General features: G+C 66.6%; 16 protein-coding genes, 1 tRNA gene and 1 pseudogene. 12 read left to right on the forward strand and 6 right to left on the reverse strand.

Features of this window, described 5'->3' with window-relative positions:
- Positions 1-125 precede the first annotated feature (125 nt).
- Together KUTG_RS01615 and KUTG_RS01620 are read left to right on the forward strand one after the other, a co-directional pair.
- Positions 126-208, forward strand: a tRNA-Leu gene (locus KUTG_RS01615).
- 172 nt (positions 209-380) lie between these two features.
- Positions 381-1,631, forward strand: a complete 1,251-nt coding sequence (locus KUTG_RS01620; protein WP_043714376.1) for an NB-ARC domain-containing protein — start codon at positions 381-383, stop codon at positions 1,629-1,631.
- On the opposite strand, the gene KUTG_RS01625 is transcribed toward KUTG_RS01620, so the two are convergent.
- The 4 genes from KUTG_RS01625 to KUTG_RS65855 form a co-directional block, all read right to left on the reverse strand.
- Positions 1,538-2,703, reverse strand: a protein-coding gene (locus KUTG_RS01625) for an IS3 family transposase (RefSeq protein WP_232240595.1) whose coding sequence is annotated in 2 segments (ribosomal slippage) — positions 1,538-2,416 and positions 2,419-2,703 — 1,164 coding nt in all. Because the reading frame shifts where the segments join, the coding sequence is not laid out codon by codon here. The genes KUTG_RS01620 and KUTG_RS01625 overlap by 94 nt on opposite strands.
- A 45-nt stretch (positions 2,704-2,748) precedes the next feature.
- Positions 2,749-3,192: an IS3 family transposase gene (locus KUTG_RS60565; RefSeq protein WP_198046962.1), complete on the reverse strand. Its 444-nt coding sequence runs from the start codon at positions 3,190-3,192 to the stop codon at positions 2,749-2,751.
- 146 nt (positions 3,193-3,338) lie between these two features.
- Positions 3,339-4,775 carry a group II intron reverse transcriptase/maturase gene (gene ltrA, locus KUTG_RS01640; protein WP_043727917.1) on the reverse strand — a complete coding sequence of 479 codons (1,437 nt, stop codon included), beginning with the start codon at positions 4,773-4,775 and terminating at the stop codon, positions 3,339-3,341.
- A 568-nt stretch (positions 4,776-5,343) separates the two neighbouring features.
- Positions 5,344-5,664: a transposase gene (locus KUTG_RS65855; RefSeq protein WP_084578778.1), complete on the reverse strand. Its 321-nt coding sequence runs from the start codon at positions 5,662-5,664 to the stop codon at positions 5,344-5,346.
- A gap of 68 nt (positions 5,665-5,732) precedes the next feature.
- Between KUTG_RS65855 and KUTG_RS01650 the strand changes: the two genes are divergently transcribed.
- From KUTG_RS01650 to KUTG_RS52760, 7 genes are all read left to right on the forward strand, one after another.
- Entirely contained in the window at positions 5,733-6,785 is a 1,053-nt protein-coding gene (locus KUTG_RS01650; protein ID WP_157494204.1) for a hypothetical protein, read from the forward strand.
- A 361-nt stretch (positions 6,786-7,146) separates the two neighbouring features.
- Positions 7,147-7,887: a hypothetical protein gene (locus tag KUTG_RS52750; protein WP_052393706.1), complete on the forward strand. Its 741-nt coding sequence runs from the start codon at positions 7,147-7,149 to the stop codon at positions 7,885-7,887.
- Positions 7,888-7,963: 76 nt separating this feature from the next.
- On the forward strand, positions 7,964-8,527 hold the full coding sequence (locus KUTG_RS57850; protein ID WP_157494206.1) for a DUF6907 domain-containing protein: 564 nt from the start codon (positions 7,964-7,966) through the stop codon (positions 8,525-8,527).
- Positions 8,528-8,805: 278 nt separating this feature from the next.
- Positions 8,806-10,371: a hypothetical protein gene (locus tag KUTG_RS01660; RefSeq protein ID WP_157494208.1), complete on the forward strand. Its 1,566-nt coding sequence runs from the start codon at positions 8,806-8,808 to the stop codon at positions 10,369-10,371.
- The gene (locus KUTG_RS52755) at positions 10,368-11,084 is read left to right on the forward strand and encodes a hypothetical protein (RefSeq protein ID WP_052393707.1); all 717 of its coding nucleotides are present in this window, start codon (positions 10,368-10,370) and stop codon (positions 11,082-11,084) included. The genes KUTG_RS01660 and KUTG_RS52755 overlap by 4 nt, the downstream gene beginning before the upstream one ends.
- Positions 11,081-15,508: a coiled-coil domain-containing protein gene (locus KUTG_RS01670; RefSeq protein WP_157494210.1), complete on the forward strand. Its 4,428-nt coding sequence runs from the start codon at positions 11,081-11,083 to the stop codon at positions 15,506-15,508. Before KUTG_RS52755 ends, KUTG_RS01670 begins: the two co-directional genes overlap by 4 nt.
- Positions 15,505-16,560, forward strand: coding sequence for a hypothetical protein (locus tag KUTG_RS52760; RefSeq protein WP_052393710.1), 1,056 nt, complete (start codon positions 15,505-15,507; stop codon positions 16,558-16,560). The genes KUTG_RS01670 and KUTG_RS52760 overlap by 4 nt, the downstream gene beginning before the upstream one ends.
- Positions 16,561-16,621: 61 nt before the next feature.
- On the opposite strand, the gene KUTG_RS01680 is transcribed toward KUTG_RS52760, so the two are convergent.
- A protein-coding gene (locus KUTG_RS01680) for an IS3 family transposase (protein WP_157494212.1) occupies positions 16,622-17,835 on the reverse strand; the annotation gives its coding sequence in 2 pieces (ribosomal slippage) (positions 16,622-17,532 and positions 17,532-17,835; 1,215 coding nt in all).
- Between the two features lie 208 nt (positions 17,836-18,043).
- Here KUTG_RS01680 and KUTG_RS01690 point away from each other — a divergent pair.
- A pseudogene (locus KUTG_RS01690) lies at positions 18,044-18,822 on the forward strand (transposase family protein).
- Positions 18,823-18,854: 32 nt separating this feature from the next.
- Here KUTG_RS01690 and KUTG_RS01695 read toward each other — a convergent pair.
- The gene (locus KUTG_RS01695; RefSeq protein ID WP_043714387.1) at positions 18,855-19,766 is read right to left on the reverse strand and encodes an SDR family oxidoreductase; all 912 of its coding nucleotides are present in this window, start codon (positions 19,764-19,766) and stop codon (positions 18,855-18,857) included.
- 147 nt (positions 19,767-19,913) lie between these two features.
- Here KUTG_RS01695 and KUTG_RS01700 point away from each other — a divergent pair, with 147 nt between their 5' ends.
- A complete protein-coding gene (locus KUTG_RS01700; RefSeq protein ID WP_043714389.1) occupies positions 19,914-20,843 on the forward strand; it encodes a LysR family transcriptional regulator in 930 nt (309 codons plus the stop codon).
- A 727-nt stretch (positions 20,844-21,570) separates the two neighbouring features.
- Positions 21,571-23,769 carry a hypothetical protein gene (locus KUTG_RS01705; RefSeq protein WP_157494215.1) on the forward strand — a complete coding sequence of 733 codons (2,199 nt, stop codon included), beginning with the start codon at positions 21,571-21,573 and terminating at the stop codon, positions 23,767-23,769.
- Positions 23,770-23,791 lie beyond the last annotated feature (22 nt).

Here is a 23,791-nt window from a genome sequence, read left to right on the forward strand (position 1 = left end):
CCTACCAACCGCCCAACCCCTGCACCACCCGTCCTGACCTGCGCAAACCCCAACACCTACCCCCGATTTGGAATCCCCTGAGACGATCATGTACTCTCTGTCCTGTCAGCAACGCTGACAACCCAGTCCGGGTGGCGGAATGGCAGACGCGCTAGCTTGAGGTGCTAGTGCCCGCAAGGGCGTGGGGGTTCAAGTCCCCCCTCGGACACGTGGGGGTTCAAGTCCCTGGGGACACCAACCCCGGTGAGGACCCGACAGTCGGGCACACTGACGGTCATGGCGGGTGACTCGGAGACTCACAACCTGGTCAGCGGGACCGTGCTAGGAACCTCCTGCAGGCTGGGCGGATCGACACAGTCACTGTCAACCACGCTGGCCGTGTGCCGGTGATACCGAGGCAGCTCCCGGCCGCTTCCAGTCTGTTCACCGGCCGGAAGAACGAGCTGGATCGGCTCACAGCAGCACTCGATGCCCAGTCCGAGCACGGCTCCACAGTGGTGATCTCCGCGGTCGGCGGCGCCGGCGGACTCGGCAAGACGTGGTTGGCGTTGCACTGGGCCCACCACCACGAGGACCGGTTCCCAGACGGTCAGCTCTTCGTCGACCTGAGAGGTTTCGATCCCAGCGACAATCCGATGCCATCCTACGAGGCGGTGCGCGGCTTTCTGGACGCTCTGGGTGTCGCTGCCGACGACGTACCCGCGGAGCTCGCCGCGCAGCTCGGGCTCTACCGCAGCCTCGTAGCGAAACGACGGATGCTCATCGTGCTTGACAATGCGCGGGACAGTGCGCAGGTAGCACCCTTGCTGCCAGGAGACTCCTCATGCACAGTCCTGGTGACCAGCCGGGACCGCATGTCGGAACTGGTGACCCGGCACAGCGCCAACCCCGTGACCTTGGAAGCGCTCGACGAACGCCAGTCGCGGGTACTGCTGTCCCGCCGACTGGGGGCAGAGCGACTCGCGGCCGAGCCCGCAGCGGTGACGGAGTTGGTGCATTGGTGTGCGGGACTGCCCTTGGCGTTGAGCATCGTGGCCAGCCGCGCCATGCTCGCCCCACAGATTCCGCTGGCGGATCTAGCTGCGGAGTTGCGTGACACCTCATCCCGGTTGAGCGCGCTGGACGAGGGCGAGCCGGCCGCCAATCTGAAGGCTGTGTTGTCGTGGTCGTACCGGGCACTGCCCGCGGGACAGGCCAGGGTGTTCACGATGCTGGGCCTTGCTCCGGGGGCCGACATCAGTTTGTCTGCTGCCGCTAACTTGGTCGGCTTGCCAGAACATGAGACGGTGTCAGTCCTGCGGGCGCTAGAGCGCGTGTCGCTCGTGCAGCAGCACTCCTCCAAGCGCTACAGCATGCACGACCTCGTGCGCCTATACGCGAAAACGCAAGCGGACGCCGCCGAAGGCGAACGGGGCATGCGGCGACTGGTGGTCTTCGCCTGTCACACCGCGCACGCTGCCGACCGGCTCATCGCGCCAAACCATGCTCCTATCGATCTCGACGAGGGGTCTGCTGCACGAGTAGGTGACAGTGGTAGTCACGCAGCCTGGCTGGCTGACGTGGTCATGATTGCTTCGTATTCGATGGGGGTCAACCGGCTGAGGGCGGCTTGGCGTCTGCGGCGGTGGTAAGTGCGTTCGATCCAGGCCACGATCGCGGTCCGCAGTTCGGTGCGGGTGGACCAGGTGCGCCGGTTGAGAACGTTGTTCTGTAGCAACGCGAAGAAGCTTTCCATCGCGGCGTTGTCGCCCGCGGCGCCGACCCGGCCCATCGAGCCAGTCAGGCCGTGACGCGCGAGCGCGCGGACGAACTTTCTTGATCGAAATTGCGATCCGCGGTCGGTGTGCACCACGCAACCGGCGACGCCGTCACGCCTGGCGACGGCGTTGGTCAGCGCGGTGACGGCGAGGCGAGACTTCATCCGGGAGTCGATGGAGTAGCCCACGATCCGGTTGGAGCAGACGTCCTTGACCGCGCACAGATACAGCTTTCCTTCGGCGGTGCGGTGTTCGGTGATGTCGGCCAGCCACAGCCGGTTCGGCGCGGTGGCGGTGAACTCGCGGCGGACCAGGTCGTCGTGGACCGGCGGGCCGGCCTTCTTGCCGTTGCGGCCGCGTTTCTTGCCGAATGCGCTCCACCAGCCCATGGCCGAACAGATCCGCCACGCGGTCCGATCCGCCATCGACAGGCCGGCGTCGCGGGCCTCATCGGCGAGGAACCGGTAGCCGAACTCCGGATCGTCGCGGTGCGCGTCGAACAACGCGTCCGCCCGGTATGCCCCGGCCAGTTCGGCGTCGGTGACCGGGCGGGCACGCCATCGGTAGTACGGCTGTCGAGCGATGTTCAGGACCCGGCACGTCACCGCGACCGGGACACCGTCCGCGGCCAGCTCGCTCACGAGCGGGTAAAGCCTTTTCCCGGCAGGTTCGCCTGCGACAGATACGCCGTCGCCCGGCGCAGGACCTCGTTCTCCTGCTCGAGCAGTTTGATCCGCTTACGGGCCTCGTGCAGCTCGGCCGAGTCACTCTTGCTCACACCGGGGTTGACGCCCTCGTTGGCGTCGGCCTGGCGCAGCCACTTGAACAGTGTCATCGGGTGGACCCCGAAGTCCTTCGCGATCTGCTCGACGGTCACACCGGGCTCACGGTCCCGAGCGACCCGCACGACATCGTCGCGGAACTCCTGAGGGTAGGGCTTGGGCACAGCGACATCCTCCCAGCTCGCCGTCACGGCAAGCCAACTCAGATGTCACCAATCCGTGCAGCAGACCCAGGTGATGTCCGCGACCCACAGCTCGTTCGCCCGCGTCGCCGTGAAGTCACGTTCCACCAGGTCAGTCGGCCTTCCTGTCTCCGGCGCCGGCCGCGTCGTGCGAGGAGACGTGTCACGGAGCAGGCCGCGTAACCCGGCCTCGCGCATGAGCCGCTCGACCGTGCACCGGGCCACCTGCACACCCTGCCGGTTCAGCTGCGCCCAGACTTTCCTGGCCCCGTAGACGCTGTAGTTCGCCTCCCACACCCGTGTGATCTTCTCGGTCAGCTCCCGGTCGGACGCCGCACGCGCGGACTCGGGGCGGGTCTTGGCGGCATAGTAGGTCGACGGTGCGATCTGGGCAGGCGTGCCCTCGAGCACCCGCAGGACCGGCTGGACACCGTGCTCCTTCCGTTGGGAGTCAACGAACTCGACCTTCATCGCGATGGACGGTCCGTGAAGTCGGCCCGGGGCGCGGTATCGGCCGATGTGGCCGATCCGTTTCCCCGAGCCGCTTCCCGCACCCGGCGTGCCCCTTTCAAGGCACCGGGCGCTCCACAAGCCCCGCTGTGCTTGTCGTCTGTCCGTCAGGCAGTGGCCGTCCAGGGAGACGGGATGACTGATCCCCGATATCGGTAACGAGTAGTGCTCACCTTCTCGGGGTCGAACAGCTCCCGATCCTGCCCCGTGGGCCACCATCCACCACCGCAGTAGTGGCGGCGCAGCTCGGTCCACCTGGACCGGCGGTGTTTCCGGCGGATCCATCGCCATACCGTCGCGAACACATAATGGCTCAGGTAAGCGAAGGTCACCGACGACACCCCGGGCCGGAAGTAGGCGCACCAGCCCCGCAACGCAGAGTTGAGCCTGCGTATCAGGTCGTCGATGGGCTGGTTCACCTCGACCTCGCGGCCGATCGTCTTCACCTTGGCCATGACCGCCTTGAGGGCTTTCTTGGACGGATAGGAGTAGACGTAGTGCTCGCGCGTGCCCTTCTTGCGATGACGCTGGATGCGCCACCCGAGAAAGTCCAGGCCCTCATCGATGTGGGTGATCAGCGTCTTCTCCTGCGACAGGCGCAAACCCATCGTGGACAAGACCTCCGCGATGTCCTCCCGCAAGGCTTCCGCGTCTGCCCTGGCGCCCTTGATCACCAGGCACCAGTCGTCGGCATAACGCACCAGCTTGAAGTTCGGCAGGCCATGCCGCAGACGCTTGGCCTTCTCCGCCCTGCCCGTGGCCGGTCCACCCGGCAGCCGGGCTATATGCTCGTCCAGCACGGACAAGGCGATGTTGCTGAGCAACGGCGAGAGGATCGACCCTTGCGGGGTGCCGGCGGTGGTCGACCTCAGCAGGCGATCCTCGCCGAGAATGCCCGACTTGAGGAACGCCTTCACCAGGGCAAGGACACGCTTGTCTCCGACTCGCGCCCGCACTCTGTCCATTAAGGACACATGCGAGATCTCGTCGAAACAGGCCTTGATGTCGCCTTCCACGATCCACTCATAGCATCGTGGTTTCGAGGTCAGGTAACGAATCTCAGCCACCGCGTCATGAGCCCGGCGCATCGGGCGGAACCCGTAGGAGCACGGGAGAAAATCCGCCTCGAAGATCGGCTCCAGCACCAGCTTCACCGATGCCTGGACCACCCGGTCGGTGATGGTAGCGATCCCCAACCGGCGCAGCTTCCCGCCCGCCTTGGGAATCATCCGCTCCCGCACCGGCAACGGCCGGAAACTACGATCCCGCAACGCAGACCGCAACCCGGCCAGATACTCCGACACCCCGACCCGCGCCACAATCGACGCGGCGGTGCGCCCGTCCACCCCGGCGGTCTTGGCACCCTTGTTGCCCCGCACCCGATCCCACGCCACCAACAGAAACGCGGGATCGGCCACCAAATTGAACAGGTCGTCGAACTGCCGACGGGCATCCTCACGCGCCCACCGGTGCAGCTTGGTTTGGATCTCCAGTACCCGGCGCTCGGCCTTGAGCACGGCCCAGTCCAGATCGTCGGTGTTCACCAACGACATCCCTCCTGGCATTCCACTCTCCATCACTGCTGACTTGCTGGCTGTCTTCGCCCTGTGTCCGGCTTTCCCGGACCCCTCGGCGGGTCGTGACGCCCGCGACTACTACACAGCCGCCGCCCCACCCGGTCAGCCACCAGCCGGTAACGGACCTGCCCGCGACTGTCCTGGATGGACAGTCATCAGGCGACTGTCGGGTGGTTCCCACGTTCACCGCGTGATCGATCGATCAGGGAGGCGCCCAGCTGTACTCCGGCAGCATCGCCACGGCTACGCCGCAGGCTTTCACCGTGGCCTCCTCGTCGGCGGAACTACCCGGCTTCGGAGTTGACATCCCGATCACGAGTCCTGGGATGTCACGCACTGCACACCGGCCCATATCCACCAGGTTGGAGCCGGCTTCGCTGTTACGGAGCGTCGAGCACTGGTTCACTCTCGTTGCACCTTCTGACCTCGCTCGACAGGCCCGCACCGTCTGGCAGTCCCAGCGCGACCTGCCTTTGTCGGGGCCGCTTGCCACCCTCTCCGGCGTTCCCCGGATCGGGCTGCCCCCGTGCTTCGATCAGGCCGCTGCGACGGCCTGACGGGAGCGGTCTCTCACCGCTCCTCGATCAACGCAGCGCCTCGTGGCGCACAGCTCCGCCGCGAAGAAAGACGCCGCTGACTTCAGGATCTGGTTCGCCCGACGCAGCTCACGCACTTCACGTTCCAACTCGGCGATCCTGGCCGCCTCCGTCGAGGCCGTCCCCGGCCGTGTCCTCTCGTCGGTCTCGGCCTGTTTCACCCACGTCCGCAACGCCTCCGGGTGCACACCGAGCTGGTCGGCGATCCGTTTGATCGCCCCAGCCGCCGACGCGGGGTCTCGCCTGGCCTCGACTACCAGACGCGTGGCCCGCTACCGCAACTCGTCGGGGTACTTCCGTGGTGCCGCCATGACTGTGAATCCTCCGGGTGTTCGATGTCTCCATCAAACCCGGGGCGGGACAACCCGACCTGATTCAGCTGATTGCCGCGGTAGAGCTGCTACGCGAACATTGGTGCGAACCGCCGAGACCGTCCCAAATGGACCTGTCCACGCTGGTACAGCAACTGCTCTCGCTCATCGCCCAGCACGGCGGCGCCAGGCCCGAAGAGGCGTATCGGGTGTTGTGCGGCCGCGGTGGTCCGTTCACCGCGGTACGCCCCCAACAGTTCGCCGCCCTGCTACGCGAACTCGCGGAACGAGACGTGGTCGTACAGTCCGCCGACCGAACCCTGCTCACTGGCGCGAAAGGCGACCGCGAGGTCAACCACTACACCTTCTACGCGGCGTTTCCGACCGCTGAGGAGTATCGGTTGGTCCATGGCGACACCACGCTCGGCACGATGCCCGTCGAGAACCCGATCCACGAGGACCAGCTGGTGGTGTTCGCCGCACGGCGGTGGCGAGTGCTGGCAGTGCATGAAGAGGACAAACTCATCCAGCTAACCCCTGCCTCGGGCGGCAAGCCTGTGATCGTAGGGCCGTCATCAGGGCGGGTGCACGCCGTGGTCCGAACACGGATGCGGGCGATCCTGGCGGGTGACGAACACTTCCCATACCTGGACAGCACAGCGCAGCAGGCCCTCGAACAGGCACGCCGCGCATACGCGCAGCTCCGGCTCGACGAGGAATGCTTCGTCCGGGACGGCCAAGATGTGCTCGCCTTGCCGTGGACCGGCGACCTCGAACTGGGCACGCTCGCGCAACTCCTGGTTGGACAAGGTCTGGATGTCGCCGCACAGAATCTGGCCCTTGTTGTCGTCAAGGCCACTGTCGAAGACGTGAGGGTCGCCGTCCGATCGATCGCCGAGGCACCACCGCCCACCGAGGTTGACCTCGCTCGGGAGGTCCTGAACAAAGTCACCGCCAAATACGACCGTTGGCTGGGCGCCGACCTGCTCGCCGCCCAGTACGCCACCACGCACCTGGACTGTCCTGCCGCCGTAGAAGTGGCACGATCTCTCATCGGCCTCGTCGCATAGGGCCGAGCGGGACTGGGCGGGACTGGCGGGCCCCCGTGGACTGATCTACCTGATGTTGCCCCTGTCGCTGGACCGCCGTCGTAAGAAGCGAGGGCTTGACTGGACCCTCGCGCTCCGTACGGAGCACACACGGCAGGTGTCCGGCCGTTAGAGCGATCCGAGCATGTGAAGACCGATTTTTACGTCTAGTCCGTGAGGCAGGGCCTGTTCACAACGAGTCGTTCACCGAACACGTTGTATCACCGCGGGGATGATCCGCCTAAATTACTTAAACCATATGGAGTATTTTTCGTCGTACTGGCAGGTAACAAACGAATAAGGAGTGATAGAAAGTTCATGACACCGCGGAGGACGATACAGCATGCCCTACAACGACCACCCGTCGAGCTTGGACATTGTCGAGCAGCGGTTCGTCGAGTTGACAAGGCCACCGATTGCTTTGAGTTTGGACTGTGCGACACTCGGTTGCGGCCTGCCGGAGCGCCTCATATGCCTTGACGAGTTGCGCGTTCTGCTACTCAAGGTACGTACTGCGTGGGTCACCAAAGACGCGGTCTGGAAGGAACTGGCGCGTCGCGCCCACACGGAACCGGATCCGTGGGTGATGGCTGCGGCTGGGATGCTCCTGCCGGGACTGAAGCGTATCGCCGGCAGGTTGAGCCGCCAGTACCCCGGCGACAATCAAGATCTCGACTCGGAGATCCTCGGCGGGTTCTTCGAAGCGTTGGATCTCGTCGAGGCTGATCATCCGAAGGTTTATTCGCAGTTGTACATGGGCGCCTTCCGGCGTGGACATGAAGCGTGCTGTCGCGAGCGCCGGCTTGCGGCAAAGCGAGCTGAGCTGGACGAAGGACGCGTTGACACCTACCGCGCCCGCCAGGAAGGTCATCCCGACCTGCTGTTGGCGAATGCCGTCCTGGACAAGGCGTTGACCGCCGAACAGGCGGGACTCTTGTCTGACGTACACCTGGGCGGCATGAACTGCACGTGCGCAGCCGCGGCGCTGGGAGTGACTCCGCGCCGATGCCGCGCCCAGCTGGCGCAAGCGCAGCGCAAGTTGGTCGGATTTCTCGCCGAACGCGTGCCGGACATCGCGTCCTAAAGACGATGCGGCTCGGACGGTGTACCGGGTCCCGACGCACTCGATTGTGACAACTTCTCACCACGGAGTCCTTGCTATGACAAACACCATTGCCGACGTCTCCCGCCTCACGCCCGATCAGCGCGCTGGCCACGCCTGCGTGTCGTGCCATCGCAGTCCCGTCGTGGCCAAATCCGTCGGCAAACTCGACGGCATCCACTTGATCGCCTGTGATGACCGACGCCGGAACCTGTGCGCCCGAGAGGTCTACTGGCTCGAAACACCCTGTCCCCGCTGGTGCTCAGGAGACCATCACGACGACGACATGACCGACGATCGAACCCACTTCTCCGACTGGCAGGGCGTCGTACTTCTAACGTTGGAGGATGGTGTGCGAATGACGTCTTCCGGAGAACACGATCGGCTGTGTCAGGCTGAATACGTTTCCGTGAGCTTGGAGCAAGGAGCTCGTGAAGTGTCGCCGCAGATCTGGTGCGGTAAGGGCGGAAGCTCCACGGGTTGGCACCTGACCGTCGAGGAGGCACGGGAATTCGCCACGGTCTTGAACGAGGCAGCGAGTCTCGCAGATGCTGCCACGCCGTGCGTTACATCCCAGGAGGCGCCAGCTGTGCCCACCGTGGCGGCAACACAGGCAGCGTGACGACCGCGATGACGTCGCCGTGTCGCCGCGTGTAGTAGACGTCGACCGCGGTTGGTGGCAGTGGTGTTGTGCCGATCATCGACATGGATCCGGAGCGAACCGCACGCGCGATAGCACGGCACCCGACGACACGGCATTTCTCCAATAGTCATCTGGCGCACGCACGCGAATCAGCCGCCCATTGGACCAAACGGGTGCAGCCTGGCTCGAAGCCGCACAAAACGCTCCGAGGCCGACCTTACAGTGGAGGCGTCGGCACACCGAGGAGGTTACATCGGGTGAGCGAGCCATGGCCTGTCGGGCGGGCTGTCTTCGACGCCTCGTTCAGCGACCGAGTACGAGTGCTCCTGCGCACCCGACCAGTGGCCGACGCGGCGGACAACGCCACCCGCCAGGCCTGGAGCGACCAGGGCTACGACGTGGTGGCGCTCTCCCTGACAGCCATCGACACGGTGATCGCCAGACAGGGTTTCGACCACGAAGTCACCTATGACGAGGCCATCACCGGGCTGGCGAGCTTGGCCGCCAACACCAATCCCACCCGGCCTCACGACGAACACAGGGCGGTCGCGGGGTACGTCGTGGACGCGCTACTCAACCGCAGGGAACGCGAGGCCCCATTCAGCTACTCGGTCTCCGCCTTCACCCGTGAGCAGGACGGCTCTGTCCGACACAGGCGCACCGCGGTCGAGTTCCGGCTACTCACCGAGCACGAGGACCACGGCCGAGGTGTCAATGTGCTGCGGGCATCGACCGACGCTATCAACGCCCTCGTGGGCGGATTGGAGTTCGACGTCGAAGACGAGCAGTCCGCCATCGAGCTCATGCTCACCCGGCAACTCCAACGTGGAGCTTTCGGACAGGCCGAAAAGGCGGCTGAACGGTCACGGTTGCTTTCCGTGCGCTACGCGGACGAACTGCGGACAATCCTGGCGGACACCAGCCGTGACATTCGGACAGTGTTCAACCAATGGGCCGAGCAAGTGCCGGCACAACTCGACCGCAACCGCGTCCACCTGGAGGAACGGCTCGCCGGGGAGTCACGGCTACTCGATCACGTTCGAGGCGCGCTGGACGCGCCGGACGTCGAGCCAGACGTTGCGGCGGCCGCGGCACGCATCGCCGGTTTGCTGGAGGAGTGCCGGCAGCGACACACCGAGCTGCACGGGAGGCTGGTCACCGCCCGAACGACCTTCCTGGACGAGCAGACCCGGCAGTCGTTCCGACCTGTCGGCGGGCTCCGCAACCCCGACATCAACGACGGTGTGTTCCTTCCGTTGCTCACGATGCCCACGAAGGGGGCCATCGAACCCGCGGAGACGTTCAGCATCCTGTTGGCGGGTACCCAGCCGCCGAAGATCGTCCGGTTCGCCGATCTGGTGGACGACCTGCTGGCACCACGTCGGGAAGCCGCGCCGGAGGAACCGCTCGAGCCCGACGAGGAACTCGGCGACCCCGATCCGCCAGCCGTGCCGCCTGAGGTTCTGGCGGCGGCCGCAGCCGTGGTTGACGGTGTCGAACTGCCCGCGAGACTGTCCGATCTACTGCTGGCCGCCCGCGAAGCGAGTCTGCCGGCCGGCGTCGACCGCCGGCATGTTGAACGGTTGGTCGTCCTTGCGGTGCTGTGGAACTACGCACCTGAGACGACGCAGGACGTGTCCACGGCGGTGGATGCGGCGGCATACGTCCTGGGTCCGACGGCAGCGGTCGACGCGGACGGCGTTCGGATCACCATGCCCGGCTGGTCCGGCGATGACCTGATCGTCGCCCAGGACGAGGACGCACTGGCCCGCTGGGCCGAACGGCATTCCGCCGCCACGCCGCGAGATCGGGAGGCATCGTGACGCTGAGCCAACGCGACCTCGCCGAGGTGGGTGTGCTCATCGCCTGTGCGCTGCGGCCGAAGATGCGGCCTGGTGCGGATTCCGACTACCGGCGTCTGCTCGGTCGGTACCGCGCCGACTTCGAGTTCCGCAACGCGGTTGACAGTGTCCTTGACGGACTCGACGCGCGCGTCCTCTCCGATTCCGATCTCGGTCTGGTGCTGGGTGTGCGCCGCGAGTCGGTCTTCGCATTTCGGTTGTCGGACCTGCCTAACGTCACCGGTGTGACAGATCGTCTCCTGGTCGGGCTCGTCAGCGTCGCGATCACGGCGTACGCCTACCCGACACCCGCCGACTTCGACGACGACCGGGTTCGTTGGGTGTCCGTCGAGGAGGTCGAACGCTTCATCCGCGACGCGTGCGAACGGCTCAAGCGCACACCGACCGACGAGGAGTCGCTGGACGAGGCATGGCGCTGCTACGACCGATTGTCTCCCGGCTACAAGGCAGACCGGGGAAAGGGCAAGGGGCGTCGATCGCCAGCGTCGTCGACCTACTGGGTGGCGAGCGTACTGGGCTGGATGGTGGATCAGGGGCTCGCCCGACCGGCGCCCGCTCGCGGCCCGGAGGCGTACCAACTGCTGGAGCGGTTCCGTATACAAGCCGGGGAACTCGCCGGGAACGCCACCTATGACGTGCTGGCAGCGATCCGACAGGATGAGGTGACGTCGTGACGTACCAACTGTCCCGACTGCGGTTGGCGAGCGTGGGAGATCGCGCAGCCCGGTTCACCGACGTGACCCTGGATATGTCCTCGTCCGGCGTGGACGGCCCGGGCGATCCGGTCGACTCCATACTCTGGTTGCGCAACGGCGGCGGCAAATCGAGCCTACTGTCGTTGTTCTTCGCCTTGCTGCTGCCGCTGCGCAAGGACTTCATGGGCAAGACCGTGAAGCGCTACCTGGAGGACTACGTCGCGTCGGGCGACACCAGTCACACGATCGCCGAATGGGTCGCACGGTCCGATAACAGCTTGCTGCCCTCGGCCGCACCGCGACTGATCACCGGCGCGGTCTACGAATGGGTGGACCGCCGCCGGCCACTCGACCCAGACCGGGACCGCGACAAGCTCAAGGGGTGGTACTACACGTTCTTCGCGGTGTCCGGGGAACTTGATCTCGACCGGCTGCCAGTACACGACACCGGCCGGCTCAGGCCGATGACCGAGTTCGTCCGCCTGTTGCGTGAGATCGCTGCGACCAGACCGCAGCAGTTCTCGTTCGCGGTGACCGACCAACGCAACCTATGGATGGACACGCTCACCGCGCGCGGCCTCGATCCCGCGCTGTTCAGCTATCAGAAGGAGATGAACCATTCCGAGGGCGGTGTGGCCGAGCTGTTCAACTTCCCGTCCACCGACAGGTTCGTCGACTTCCTGATCGACCTGACCGTGGACAGCGCGCAGCCGGACCTCGTCGCGACCAACCTGCGCAAGATCATCGACATCCTGGCTCGCAAGCCGGACCTGCTCGCTGACCGCGACTTCTGTGTGGAGGTGACGGGCCGGCTGGACTTGCTCGCCGAACGTCACGAGGTCGCCAAGAACGCCGAGACCGAGGCGAACGCCGCCAGGCAGGCCGCTGCCCGGCTTGCCGGTGCGTTCGCCGTCGCGGCACGCGAACGCGGAACCGACGCGGAGTGGTTCACGAACGAGGAAGGTCGGCTCCGCGAGGAAGCGCTCAGGTTGGACCGTGAACGTAAAGGTGTCAACGACGTCGCGAACGAGTTGCACAGGGTCGCGGCCACGCACCGTCTTGCCACCGCAGTCGCGACCCATGAGCAGGCAGCGTCTGATCATGTCGAAGCCCGGGACGAGGAACTGGCTTGGCAGGCGGTCGTTCCGCTGGCCGAGCAGATGGAGGCCGAGCACGACGCGGAGTCCGTACGCAAGCAGATGGCGGAGGAGCAACGACAGACGGCACCACTGCGCGTAGAACGCGACCGCGCGGCCACCGCACTGAAGGCCCGTTATACCGCGCTCGCCGAGGAGGAAGCCGCCGCTGAGGAAACGGAGACCTCCCTCGCCGACACCGCGGAGACGAAGGCGGCTGAGGAGGACAGCCGGGCCCTGGCTAACCGGGACCTCGCGACTCAGGAGGAGACCCGTGCCAAGGGCCTCAGGGGCAAGTTGATCGAGATCAGCGACGCGATCGCCGACTCAGTGCGGCAGGGCGACCTGCCGGGTCCGGACGCCGTACCGGATGTCATTCTCGCCGAGGCACGGACGTCCAAACGCGAGAAGAAGGACGATCTCGACACCGTTCGACGCCGCCGCGCCAAGCGGCCGGCAACGCGCAAGTCGTTGTCGAGCCGACGACAAGCCCTTGCCCGTGAGCGTGCCACCAAGGTGACAGAACGGGATCACCTCGCCGCCGAACGCCGAAAGTTGGCTGAGCGCGTCGATGAGCTCGCGACGCACCCCAGACTGGCCGAACTCGTCCAACTCGACGACGGTGGCCGGCTGGACCTGTGGCGGGAAGCAGCCGATCTCCGTGCGGCGCTGACGCATGCGATCGCACTGGCCGAGTCGACCATTGTGGACACTCGTGTCGACGCGGCAGACGATGACCGTGCCTTGGAGGGGCTGCGCGGCGACGCCTTCCTGCCCACCACACGTGATGCCCAGCGCGCGGCCGAAGCGATCCACGCTGCCACCGGCAAGGCAGCGCGACCTGGCTGGGAGCTGCTGCGCGACCTGGTGCCCGAACCCGACCGCGCCAGGGTGCTGGAGAACCCGGTCGTCGCGGAGCTCGCGGCCGGAGTCGTCGTCGCGGACGTCGCCGCCAACGATGTCCGCGACGCAGTACGGTCGCGGGACTGGCGGTCGGTGGCTCACGTGACCGTGTGCACCGCCAGCCAGCTGCAACACGCGCTGACCGGCGCGCGGCCGGAGTGGCTGGTGGTACCGAACGATCCGGCGCTGTTCGATCCGGGCGCGGCAGAGAACGCGCGCGCCGAACGTGAACTCCGCCGCGAAGTCCAGGATCGTCGGATGGCCGAGTTGCGTGACCAGGCGGCAGCGGATCGTGTCCTGCTCGACAGGGTGGACACGGTGCTGCACGACTGCCCGGAAGGCCACCTGCGCGCACTCGAGGCCAATATCGAGGAGTACCGGCAGGCGATCGAGGACATCGACGGCACCGACCGGAACCTGCTCGACCAGAGTGACGAACTCGAGCGCCAGGACGCAGAGGACGCGGACACCGAAACCGCTCTTGGTGACGAACTCGCCTCGCTCGAAGGAAAGATTCAACGGCTGGCCCTGCTCCGGGACAAAGTCGCCGACTTGCCCGGGATCAGCCAGGCTGTCGAGCAACTGGACCGTGACGCACGAACTCACAGGAGGATCGAGGCAGAAGCGACCGAACGAGCGAATGAGCATCGCCACGAAGAACGAGGCGCCCGCGACGGTGCTCGCCGACACCACTCCAACAAGGAACGGTACGAGCAGGCCGATCGCAAGATCTCATTGCTCGAACCCGATCACAAGGCCGACGTCGATGATGCCGGCGATCCGTTGTCGTTGCTGGAGAGGCAATTCGATGGCGCGGACGAACGCTGGCGCACAGTAGCGTCACAGTCCGTCCTGGCCGAACGGCTACGGAGCGCTCTCGCCCGAGCCGGACAAGCCGCGGACGCCCTGGCCAGGTTCACGCAGTCGGCTCGGCTGCGCTCCGCCGCTCTGCTCAAGACCGGTGACGGCCAGGATCCGGCACGTCGAGCAACGGCACGAGAGCGCGCCCGAAACCGCGCGGACGAGCTCCAGGTGGCGTTGACCCGCGCCGAGACGGAGGTCAAGACGGCCGAGAACGAGCTCAGCGCGCGAACACCGCGGGACAGGGCACGGCACACGCAGCTCGATGCCGAGCCGGCCACCGAAGAGCAGGCCCGTGCACAGGCCGAGGAGCACTCCGCCCGGGCGGCGGAGATGAGTGGCAAGGTGACCAGCTTCAACCGGGAAGCCGACGAGGCAGGCACAGCGGCACGCGAGGCGGACACCGCCGCCCAGGTGTTCGCACAACGTGCTCACCGCCTCGCCGATGCCGCCGTCCCGGTCACGGCACCGCAGGACGTCCCGGCGTACGACGGCGACAGCGCGCGGGCCGAATCCGACACCGAGCACCTTCTCGAGCGGCTCACCGGCGCCAACACCGTAGCCTCGTCGACCGGACAGGACCGGGACGAAGCCGTCCAGCAGGTGCGTAAACTGGCGTCGGACAACCGGTTCGCCGCGATCCCCGCCGCGATCAGGGACCGGTTCACCGGTGACGACTCCGCCGTGCTCGCCGCCCGCGCAGCCGGCCGGGCCGAGGAGATGCGCGTGCGCCGGCGGACGATCGAGGACCAGCTCGGAGACATCGACCGTGATCAAGGGCTGGTGGTGGTCGAGATCGCCGCCCTCGTCCAGAGTGTGCTCGCGAACCTGGACTCCGCGCACCGGCACTCGAAGCTGCCCGGCACGCTCGGCGGCTGGGGCAACGAGCACTTCCTCCGGATCCGTTTCACCCGTCCTACTGGTGACGAGGACCTGCGGGCCCGGATCAACGCCGTGGTGGACCGGATCGTGGCGGAGAAGTCGAAGCCGGAGGGTCTCGCGCTGCTCAAACGGTGCGTGCACGAAGCAGTCGCGCCGCGCGGCTTCACCGTCAAGGTTCTCAAGCCGAACAGCGATCTCGCGGTTGAACCCGTCGATGTGACCCGGCTCGGCAAGTTCTCCGGCGGTGAGAAGCTCACCGTGTGTGTCGCGCTGTACTGCACCCTCGCCCGGCTGCGCGCGATCAACCGCGGCCAAGGCAGATCCGCGCTGGGCGGCACCCTGGTGTTGGACAACCCATTGGGCACGGCCAGCCACGTGGCACTGCTGCGGCTGCAACGCGACGTCGCAGCCGCACACGGAGTGCAGCTCCTCTACACGACCGGCGTCGAGGACCTCGGCGCCGTCGGCCAGTTCCCCAACGTGCTGCGGATGCGCAACGCCCCTGGTGCGCTGCGCACCAGGCGCTATGTGGTCGTGGAGGAGCGTTTCGGTACGACCGTCGACGGCATCACCAGTGTCCGAGTCGCACGCGACGAAGCAGTGGAGGAACCGTCGTCATGACGTTGAGTTCACTGGCGCGATACCTGGCCGCACACGTCGCAGACGCGCCCAGGCAGAAGATCGAGGTTGGGGCGCTGTACGCCGCGGCCGTCGAGTTCGATCGCAGCCTGGCGACGGCACCGGCGGCACGCGGCGAGATCCGCCATGCGCTGGATGAGCTCGTCGCCGCCGGCCTGGTGATGTTTCCGCGCTCGCTTCGGGACTTCGACACCCGGGACGAGCCTCACCTGCCCAGGTGGGTACGGCGGCCGGCTCGCGAACGTGTCGTACGGGAGAAGGCGCCCGTTCGGGTCTGGCCGGCGGCACTCGAAGCCGCAGGCCGAATCGCGCACCGCGACGAGGAACTGGCGCTGCTGGACACGGTTACCGCTTTCCTTCGTGACAGCGGTGCGACGCGGCCGAACGTGCCGATGCGAGAGCGGTCCCTGGAACTGTTCGGCGACGAGAAGAGACTCGATCGGCTCCTGAGCACCCGCCTATTCACATCGGGGGCACTGACCCTGAACCTCCTGCGCTGCCACACCGTGCCCATCCCCTTTGTCTCACAATGGGTTCCGGGCATCGACGACCCAAAGGGCACAGCGCTGCTCATCGCCGAAAACCATCACACCTACACGTCTCTGCTGGAAGTCACACGGCACCGCGCGGCCAGCGGCGGCCCGGGACGGCATGTGGGGTACGGGACCGGTGGCCAGTTTCCCTCAGCGGTGCTGTCCGTGCCGCTGCTGTCCCCCATGCCCGAACGAATCGCATACTTCGGCGACGTGGACCTAAAAGGACTACAGATTCCCTTGGCGGCACACGCTGCTGGCTCCCTGGCTGGGCTTCCAGGAGTAGTTCCGGCGGTACCGTTGTATGGCCTCCTCTTCGAGATGGGCCTTGCGCGACCCGCCAAGCAGGTTCCCACCGCTGTCGCCACGGAAGCTGCGGCGTGGCTGGGGTCGTTCGCCGCGCAGGCACGGGACGCTCTGGTCAACGGCGTCAGATTCCCACAAGAGGCAGTCGGATACGAGCTGTTGATGGACCGTGGCGAGCGGCTCGATCAAGTCTGACGATGTCCGGGAAAACAGCGTCCGCATTAGGGGGGCTTACCCCCGGATGTTGGACACGGGGTTATGCGACTTCGGGCAGCGTAGCCGATGTCGCGCCAAGACTGTTCTCGTAGGCGATCGGGGACCGTTGCCCGAGGTAGGAATGACGGCGTCGGGTGTTGTAGCGATGCAGCCAGCCGAACGCCGCCAGCCGTGCTTCCTTTGCGGTGGACCAGCTTCCAATGCCCTGCAGGGTCTCGCGTTTGAACGCGGCGTTCAGGCTCTCCGCGGCGGCGTTGTCCGCGGAACTGCCGACCGCGCCCATGGACTGGATCACCCCAGCCGCGTGGCAGGCTTGGGCGAACGCCCGGGAGACGTATTGGGCCCCGTGGTCGGTATGGAAGATCGCCCCGGCCAGGCTGCCCCGCGTGCGCTGGGCTGCTGCGAGTGCGTCGATGACCAGCTCGGTGCGCATGTGATCAGCGATGGCCCAGCCGACCAGCCGGCGCGAGCACAGGTCCATCACCGTTGCCAGATAACAGAACGTGCCGTCGGCGATCGGCAGGTAGGTGATGTCACCGACGTAGCGGATGTTCGGCGCCTGCGCGGTGAAGTCGCGCTGGATCAGGTCTGGCGCCGTGCCCGCGGCCGGATCGCTGACGGTGGTGCGGTGCCGGCGGCGCAGCCGCACCCCGGCCAGGCCGATCCCGCGCATCTCCCGCGCGACCCGCTTGTGGTTGACCACCTGCCCAGCCTCACGCAGCTCGGCGGTAATCCGCGGAACGCCGTAGGTGCCGTCGGATTCCCGGTGAACCACGCGGATCCGGGCCGCCAGCCGATCGTCGGCAGCACTGCGGGCGGCGCGGTCGGCCGCGGTGGCCTTCCAGTGGTAGAAGCTGGACCGGGCGATCCCGATGACCTGGCACAACCGCTTCACGCCGTAGCGGCGGTGATGGTCGGCGACGAACTGGAAGCGGTTCACCAGCGCGTCTCCCCGGCGAAATACTTGGCCGCCTTGCGCAGGATCTCGCGTTCCTCCTCCAACTCTCGGACTCGCTTGCGCAGCTCGGCGTTCTCGCTTTCCAGCGTGCCCGAGGCCGGCGCGGCAACCGGGGTTGCGCCGGTCGTGGGGTGGGAATCGGCGCGTCGTGCGTCGTCGATCCGGATCCAGGACCGCAGCGTCTCGGCGTTGACCCCAAGATGCCTGGCCACCGCGGCGACCGTCGTGCCCGGACGGGACCGGTACAGCGCGACCGCCTCAGCCTTGAACTCCGGCGGGTAGTGCTTCATGACCATTTATGCAGGACTCCAGTCCACCCGGACCATCACGATCCGAGTGTGTCAGGTGTCCAACATCCGGGGTCAAGTCCCGTGGATGTGTTGCCGGGTACGGGTTCCAGGTCACAGCGTCCGTTGTCGGTGGGCGTGTCGGTGCTGGAGACATGACGAAGCCCTTGGTAGGACAGCAATCGACCAAGATCCACGTCCGACCCAAGGGCTTCGTATGCTGTTCTACCGTGCGGCGCTGCCGTTGTCACGTCAGACCCTGACCGTCGTGTCCAGGCTGATCCGTACCCACCGCCGGCGGATCGGCTCGGTGTGGCGGGCGCTCAACCCGGGACAACAGGCCCTGCTGGTGCTGGTGTGCCTGCGCAAGGCGAGCCGTTCGCCGAGGTCGGCGCCGGGTTCGAGGTGTCCACCGCCACCTGCTGGCGCTACGTCAACGAGACCGTCGGATTGCTGACCGCGCGGGCGCCGAAGCTGCGGGCGGCACTCCGGAAAGCCCAGCGCGAGGGGATGGCCTACGTGATCATCGACGGCACCCTGATCCCGATCGACCGGATCGCCGCCGACCGCCCGTACTACTCCGGCAAACACAAGCTCCATGGAATAAACGTCCAGGTGATCGCCTCCCCAGACGGCACGATCCTGTGGGTGTCCGGCCAACTGCCCGGCAGCACGCACGACACCGCCGCCGCCCGGATCTGGCAGATCCTCGCCGCCCTACGCGACACCGGGCTCATCGCGTTGGGCGACAAGGGCTACCACGGCTACGACCAGACCGGACACCACGTGATCACCCCGTACAAGGGCCGCAACAAGCCCGAGTCCCAGAAGGAGGCCAACCGCGCCCACGCCCGGCTGCGCGGCCCCGGCGAACGCGCCAACGCACAACTCAAGACCTGGCGCATCCTGCGCAAGCTCCGGTGCTGTCCCCGCCGCGCCGGCCGTCCGGCCAAGGCCATCCACGTGCTACAGAACTACGAAGTCACCGCAGGATGAAAAACGTTCAGTGTGCTCTCCAAGATGAATCGTCAATCGTTGAAGTAGTGGCCTTCCTTGATGTCCGCGATCAGCGCGGGACGCGTCGGCCGCCATCCCAGGCGTTCCTGCGTCAGTGCGCTCGACGTCGGGCTGTCGATCGACACCAGGGGGCCGAGAAAACCGAAGTGGTTGCCTGCGTCCTCGGCCGCGAGGCTGACAACCGGCACCTTCAGCTGACGGCCGATGGCCTCAGCGATGTCCCGCAACCTCACCCCCTCATCGTCGACTGCGTGCAGGCGCGAGCCGGCTGGGGCGGCCTCCACAGCCAGCCGGTACAGGTGCGCCGCGTCCAGCCGGTGCACCGCAGGCCACCGGTTCGATCCGTCGCCAACATAGGCGGACACGCCCTTCGCGCGGGCGATGCCGATGAGAGTCGGTGTGAAACCCTTCAGGTCTCCCTCGCCGTGCACCAGCGGCGCGAGCCGTAGCGCAGCTGCGCGCACGCTGCGCTCTCCCATCGCGATCACGGCGTGCTCGGTCGGAACTCGCAGGGCCCAGGCCCCCAGCCTTTCTACATCGGGGGCATCCGCTTCCGTGCCCAGGCGCCCGAACGTCAGGCCCAAGGTTCCCGAGGTCACCACGAAGGGTTTGTCGGAGCCTTCAAGCGCTGCCCCGATCGCCTCGACGGCGCTCAGTTCGACCCGGGCTCGAGCGGCCGGATCCGTGGTCTCAGTAATGTGCTGGTTGGCCGCGTAAATGACCCCGTCCGCTGCGGTGGCGCCGGCACGCAAGCTGTCGAGGTCTTCCAGTTCGCCGCGGCGAACATCTGCGCCGACCGCCGACAACGCTGCGGCGGCCGAGTCCGAGCGGGCGAGGCCGATGACCTGATGGCCTGCTCCGAGGAGCTCGCGGACAACCGCGGATCCGATGTACCCGGTGGCACCGGTGACAAAAATGCGCACGATGACAATCCTCTGTGGCTTCGAGTCAGCCCGGTCTCTGGAGAGGGGTGGGCCTGTGCCTCAACGCTAAGAACCACGGGCGCCCCGCGTCCAAGTCCTGTCCCGCACCACGTGATGCGAAATAGGTATCAGGAGTATCCTGGCGGCGTGCCCGACCAGCCCGCCTCCTCGGCGGACCTCGAACTGCGCTTGGTGCGGTACTTCACGGTCGTCGCCGAGCACCGCAACTTCCACCGCGCGGCCAGCGCCCTGCACCTCGCCCAGCCGTCGCTGAGCCGGCAGATTCAGCGTCTCGAAGAACGAATGGGCGTCCGCCTGCTCGATCGCACGAGACAGGGCAGCCACCTCACCGAGGCGGGCCGGATCTTCCTGCCTCAGGCGCAAGCACTCCTGCACTCCGCCCGGCAAGCCGTGGCGACGACCCGTGCCGCCGTTGGCCCCGACGAATTCACCATCGGGTACACGGGCGGCCTCATCGTGACCACCGCGGCGCGCGAACTGCGCAACCGGCGTCCCGACGCCGAGGTGCGCACCCTGCATCTGGACTTTAGCCAGGTAAAAGCGGCCCTCATGGACTACCGGGTCGACGTGGTCCTCGCCCGAGAGCCGTTCCCGACCGACCAGCTGCGCGTGACGGCCCTCTACGAGGAGCCCCGGGTGCTCGTGGTGCCCACCTTCCATCGCCTCGCCGGCCGCACGTCTGTCACCATTGACGACTTTGCGGACGAAGCCCTGGTCCGGTACACCGACGCGGCGTATGACGCATTCTGGCGTCTCGACCCACGCCCGAACGGACGCCCGACACCCGAAGGCCCGCTCGCCATGTCCGCGGCAGACAAACTCGAACTCATCGCCAGCGGCCAGGCCCTCGCCCTCGCACCGGCCGGCGGCGAGCACACCCCCCTTCGACACGACCTCACAACCATTCCCGTTGAAGGAATCGCACCGTGCCGAGTCGTGCTCGCAACCAGGGCCGAAGACCGTGGACCGCTCGTACAGGACTTCCTCGACGTTGCTGTGAACCAGCTCACCAGGAGGGGCGCGACGCGCTCCCCAAACCTCGGGAAAATGTACTGACAGAGACCGACAACGGCTTGCAAGATCAACGGTTGGCGCACTTAACCCGACCGCCGGCCGACACCACCTTCACCCGCCGGCTCGTTGACCACCTGGCTGACCCATCGCCGCTCCGACATCACTTGCACGTCTTCCCCCGGTTTCCGGGTGATGGCTTCGGTTTGCATGCAGATTGGCGCGTACGTCAACGTGATGAGCTCGACGAAACTGCTGCTGCCCTTAGGAAAGCTCTGCCTGGGACGATGTTGAGGTGGCGGCATAGCCGAGTTGGCTGTTAAGCGGGGCCGCAGCGCCTACACGATTCACGCGAACAGGCGTGCCACGCGTCCCACCAGCCCCGGATTTGAGAGATTCCCGACCACACAACGTCGCATCGTCCGTACTCCCCAGCAACGATCTTGATCGGGACTGCTGTCTCAAACTCGCTTCACAAATGAAGCTGCCAGCGGAGGTCGGGATCCCGTACTACATCGCGAGATGCGGATCTTCAAGCCCTGGCCGAGGACCTGGGCTGGATGTTCACCCATCCGGAGCCTTGGACGTCGTTTGCGCTGCTGGCGCGGGCGTTGCTGGCCGGCGTGGCCGGAGAAGAACTCCTGAGGGTGACCTGATGTGATGACCACTCGCGGTCAACGGCACTTATTGGCCATGACACATTCTCCTGCTCAACCAAGGGATACATGCACACTATGCGGACTCGCCTCCACCCTGCCTGCGGGAGGTACTCATGCACGCGTTCTTGCCTTTGGTGACCGCACCACTTGTCGTCGCTATGTTGACCGCGCCGCCAGGCATGGTGGCCACCGCGCCCACCGCGCTGGGAGCGGATGCCGGTTCGGTGTCGGTGACCCTGGTGACCGGCGACCGGATTGTGGAGTCGGCCGGTGGCGGTCCGGTCGCCACGATTCCCTCCGAGGACGACGGCGGACCGATGCTGTCGTTCACCGGTCCCACCGGTGACCGCTACGTGGTGCCCTCCGTGGCGGCACCGTATGCGGGGCGCCAGTTGGACCTGTCGTTGTTCGACGTGTCGGCGCTGGCTCGCGCGCGGACCCGGGACGGGATTCCGCTGGAGCTGTCGTTCGCCGCCGGAGCCCCGCCGGTGGCGCCGCCGGGAGTCACGCTTACCGCCGCATCGGGCGGCACGGCGCGTGGATACCTCAACGTCGCGTCGGCGTCGCGGTTCGCCGCGATGCTGCGCGAGCGGATCGGCGCCGACATCGCCGCCGGTCGGGAGCCAGGCACTGGCCCGCTGCCCGGCGGGTTGGCACGGATGACACTGGCCGCGCCGACCGACTCAAGCTCCGCCACGCCGGCGTATCCCATGCGTGTCGTCCAGCTGACCACGGTCGGCCTGACCGGCCAGCTGACGAACAGCTTTCTCACACTGTTCAATGTGGACTCCATCCGTCGCGTGCCTGGGGTGGCGCTGTTCACTCACGGCGAGATCCAGCGGCTGGCGGTGCCGGCAGGACATTATGTCGCGCTCAGCTTCTTCTGCGATTTCGACCAGCGCGGCAGGGTCGTGGCGGGACGATGGGTCACGCCGAGTTTCACCGTCTCGGACTCCGACGCCGTCACCGCGCTGGGGATCGATGAGCGCAGCGCGTCGTCTCGGATCTCGGTGGCCACGCCCCAGCAGGCCGCCGAAGACGGTATGACCGTCACGTTCATCCCACAGGACAAGGCCAGGCAAACCGGTTTGGTGGTCACCGCAGGCGGTGCTGGCTCGCACGGTGCCGACTTCTATGTGACGCCCACATCCGCTGCCCCGGTGGGGAATCTGCGTTTCCTCGTCTCGTGGAGCGGCCAGTCCGCGACTTCGCGCTATGACGTGGCTTTCGGTTCGAACGACGTGCCGACCGTGAACGCCTACGTCGTGCACCCCAACGAACTGGCCGTGGTGCGACAGCGTTTCTTCGCCGACCCCGCCGACACGCCCAGGGCAGCGTTCCTCAAGGCTCCCCTGGACCCGGCGACCGGTCGGATAGGGGGACTGGTGTACGGCAACCTGGGCGGCGTCCCGGCACCCGGCGAGGTGACCGAGTACGTGGGCGCCGCCAACGGGGGGCAGTGGCTGCAGATGACGCAGATGCCCGGCAACGTGCTGTACACGGCGGACGCGCGCACCTTCACCGCCGGACACCGGTACTCGATCGACTGGGGCCACGGTCCGCAGGCCGCCGAGTTCGGGCAACACACTGGACCGCACCAGTGGTTGGACAGTATCCAGTACCCGTACTGCCTAGCGTGCAGCGCTGGCGGCACGCTCTCCCTGTTCTTCGCCGACGACGCGGCCGACAGCGATCCAACCCATCAGGGAACTCTCCTGGATGCCACCACGCGGATCACGCTTTACCGTGACGGCACTCAGGTGGTCGACGGCCAGAACGCCATCGGCGCCGTGGTGACAAGTGTGCCAGGCGCCTATCGCGCGGTGTTCGATGTCGACCGCGGCACGCAGTCCCCGGTCAGCCAGTCCACCCACACGCACACCGACCTGGCCTTCCGCGACCTGCCGGGCAGCGCGCTGCCCGCCGGCAACACCTGCTACGGACAATCGGCGTCCACTGCGTGCCACATCCTGCCGGTGCTCACGCTGAACTACTGGCTGGCTACCGACCAGACCGGCAGCAGCACCGCGCCCCGGCAGTTGATGCGGCTCACCGTCGCCCATCTGAGCTATGACGGCGCCGGCTCACACGACCCGGTCACCTCGGTGACGGTGTCCGTGTCCTTCGACGGCGCCACCTGGCAGCCCGCGATGGTGCACGGCGACAACGGGCAGTACCTCGTGGCCTGGCCCAATCCCGCGTCGGCGCGGGGCACCAGCCCGGCGTTGCGAGTAACCGCCGCCGACGCCGCCGGCGGATCGATCACCCAGACCATCACCAACGCCTACACCATCGCCGCGCCCGGCCACTGATCACAGGAGTTGCGATGAGACT

It is taken from the genome of Kutzneria sp. 744 (assembly GCF_000568255.1).
In the GTDB taxonomy this organism is placed as follows: domain Bacteria; phylum Actinomycetota; class Actinomycetes; order Mycobacteriales; family Pseudonocardiaceae; genus Kutzneria.

Bases quoted from the DNA above. Each gene is read 5' to 3' on its own strand.
- KUTG_RS01705 (WP_157494215.1), top strand. From the start codon at position 21,571: ATGCACGCGTTCTTGCCTTTGGTGACCGCACCACTTGTCGTCGCTATG.
- KUTG_RS52760 (WP_052393710.1), top strand. From the start codon at position 15,505: ATGACGTTGAGTTCACTGGCGCGATACCTGGCCGCACACGTCGCAGAC.
- KUTG_RS60565 (WP_198046962.1), bottom strand. From the start codon at position 3,192: ATGAAGGTCGAGTTCGTTGACTCCCAACGGAAGGAGCACGGTGTCCAG.
- KUTG_RS57850 (WP_157494206.1), top strand. From the start codon at position 7,964: ATGACAAACACCATTGCCGACGTCTCCCGCCTCACGCCCGATCAGCGC.
- KUTG_RS52750 (WP_052393706.1), top strand. From the start codon at position 7,147: ATGCCCTACAACGACCACCCGTCGAGCTTGGACATTGTCGAGCAGCGG.